General features: G+C 56.4%; 3 protein-coding genes. All 3 read left to right on the plus strand.

Features of this window, described 5'->3' with window-relative positions; translation table 11 throughout:
- The first annotated feature begins 215 nt into the window (after positions 1 to 215).
- The 3 genes from HDF16_RS30035 (at position 216) to HDF16_RS30045 (ending at position 2,224) form a co-directional block, all read left to right on the plus strand.
- The gene (locus tag HDF16_RS30035) at positions 216 to 491 is read left to right on the plus strand and encodes a hypothetical protein (RefSeq protein WP_184224625.1); all 276 of its coding nucleotides are present in this window, start codon (positions 216 to 218) and stop codon (positions 489 to 491) included.
- Position 492: 1 nt separating this feature from the next.
- Entirely contained in the window at positions 493 to 1,467 is a 975-nt protein-coding gene (locus tag HDF16_RS30040) for a tyrosine-type recombinase/integrase (protein WP_184224627.1), read from the plus strand.
- 253 nt (positions 1,468 to 1,720) lie between these two features.
- Positions 1,721 to 2,224 carry a sugar transferase gene (locus tag HDF16_RS30045; protein ID WP_184224629.1) on the plus strand — a complete coding sequence of 168 codons (504 nt, stop codon included), beginning with the start codon at positions 1,721 to 1,723 and terminating at the stop codon, positions 2,222 to 2,224.
- Positions 2,225 to 2,281: the final 57 nt, after the last annotated feature.

Raw genomic sequence — 2,281 nt, forward strand, 5'->3', positions numbered from 1 at the left:
AGCGCTATCTCGGTTCAGAACAGGACATAGAGATCGCCGTCAATGACAACTTGGGACTTTAGTCGACTCGCCATCCGAAGGTCCATTCGGCTAATGATGGTACTCAATCCCGATGATTTTCTGGTGATAGGACGGTTCGAAACTCTCGCTTTTACTACAACATAAAGGACGTTATGTTGTAGTGATTCCACAGCCCACACTGTTAATCTGCCTCCATGGAATATCCCCTCTCCATCTCCACCCTCAACGAGGCCCCTCAGGGTGGCAAGCGCCGCAACCCGCTGACCTGCGTCATGGCCGAAGCCGACCTTGGGCCTTACACCGACTTCGGGTTGCCTGAGTTCTTCTTCGGCCGCCTGGTCGAGGTCACCGGTGACGAGATCGAGCGCTTCCGCCAGCCTCCCGGAGTCGAGGTTCTCTTCCGGGGAGGGGCCTACGCCTTCGAGGCTCTGGAGTCGACTGGCTCCTTCAAGCCTGTTCGGAGAAGCTGAAATGGAAATCGACGCGGCTATCGTTTTTCAAAATAATGATCTCAGAGTCTTGCTGCCGGCCCTCGTGGGCAGGGAAGGGGAGTGGGCCGCGCTGCGGTTCCTCGAGTTCTTCACCGTTCACATCCGCAATGCGAACACGCGGTCTGCCTACGCTCGTGCGGCAAAGCTCTTTCTGGGCTGGTGTGAGGCACGTGGGATCTCTGAGCTCAGAGCGATTCAGCCGATGCACGTCGCCGGCTACATCGAACTACTCCAGAAGGAGCGATCGGCTCCCACAGTCAAGCAGCACCTCGCCTGCCTCCGGATGCTCTTCGACTGGCTGGTCACTGGCCAGATCGTTCCAGCGAACCCGGCTCACTCGGTGCGGGGGCCGCGGCACTCGGTCGATAACGGATCAACGCCGGTCATCTCGTCAGCCGAGGCACGGGATCTGCTCGACAGTATGGATGCGACCTCGCTTGTGCGACTGCGCGATCGCGCCCTGGTCGCGGTCATGGCCTTCACCTTCGCTCGCGTCTCGGCCGTCGTCGACCTTAAGGTCGAAGACTACTATCCGCAGAAGAAGCGTTGGTGGCTTCGGCTCCATGAGAAGAATGGGAAGGTCCACCAGATGCCGTGCCATCACAAACTCGAGGCTTACCTCGATGCGTATCTCGCGGCCGCCGGCATACGACAAGATGGCAAAGGCTGGCTCTTCCGTTCAGCGATCGGCCGGACAGGAAAGCTCACCAACCGACCGGTCTCTCGCACTGATGTCTGGTACATGGTCCAGAGGCGAGCGAACTCCGCTCAACTTGAGACCGCGATCGGTTGCCATACCTTCCGCGCCACCGGCATCACCGACTATCTCACCAATGGTGGCAAGCTTGAAGTCGCGCAGCGCATGGCTGGGCACTCGAACGCGAAGACGACTGGGCTCTATGACAGGAGGAGCGATGACATAAGCTTGAGTGAAGTGGAGAAGATTGGAATTTAAGTGAGGTAGATCATCTTTCACCCGACTCACGGACAACACTCGTGGCCAGTGCCGACAAATTCAGTTGATAAATTGGACCAACCAAACCGTTCCAGAGCTTTAGGATGAGGAGATCGTGCAGACACTCGATGATGAGCTAACAACTAGCAGAGATCTCGCTATCACGCAACACCCCCGACGTATTTATGGGACTGATGAAGATCTTCAGCTTCCGGCGACTTCACGGATCACTTATCGATTCTGGAAGCGAGCCGTGGATGTTTCTTTGGCGAGCACCGGATTGATCCTGACGGGGGGACTTCTTGCATCAATCGCTGTCGCTGTGAGGTTAAGTTCGCCGGGCCCGGTCTTCTACCGTGAAACCCGTATCGGTCGCTATGGTAAGCCATTTACGATCTTCAAATTTCGCTCGATGCATACGCGGGAGTACCTTCGCGACGTTTTTGGGCACAAGGTTTGCGCCATAACGGAGATGAGGATGCGAGCGGATGAAAAGCACCTTCGCGACCCGCGCGTCACAGGCTTCGGTGCCTTCTTACGCCGCACCAGCCTGGATGAGCTCCCGCAACTATTCAATGTGTTGCGTGGTGACATGTCGCTCATTGGGCCTCGCCCTGTGGTGCTTGCAGAACTGAAGCGTTATAGAGAAGACGCCCACTTCTACAAATCGGTGTATCCCGGTATGACAGGCCTTTGGCAGGTCTCGGGGAGAAACGACATTAGGGCGTGTTCACGCTACGAGATAGATGTCTGTTAATCTGTCTTTACCGATGGAATTGACAGAAGCGCAGTATGAGCGGATCAAGAGTGCGTT

Origin of the sequence: Granulicella aggregans (assembly GCF_014203275.1) — a bacterium.
GTDB lineage: Bacteria > Acidobacteriota > Terriglobia > Terriglobales > Acidobacteriaceae > Edaphobacter.

Bases quoted from the DNA above. Each gene is read 5' to 3' on its own strand.
- HDF16_RS30035 (WP_184224625.1), top strand. From the start codon at position 216: ATGGAATATCCCCTCTCCATCTCCACCCTCAACGAGGCCCCTCAGGGT.
- HDF16_RS30040 (WP_184224627.1), top strand. From the start codon at position 493: ATGGAAATCGACGCGGCTATCGTTTTTCAAAATAATGATCTCAGAGTC.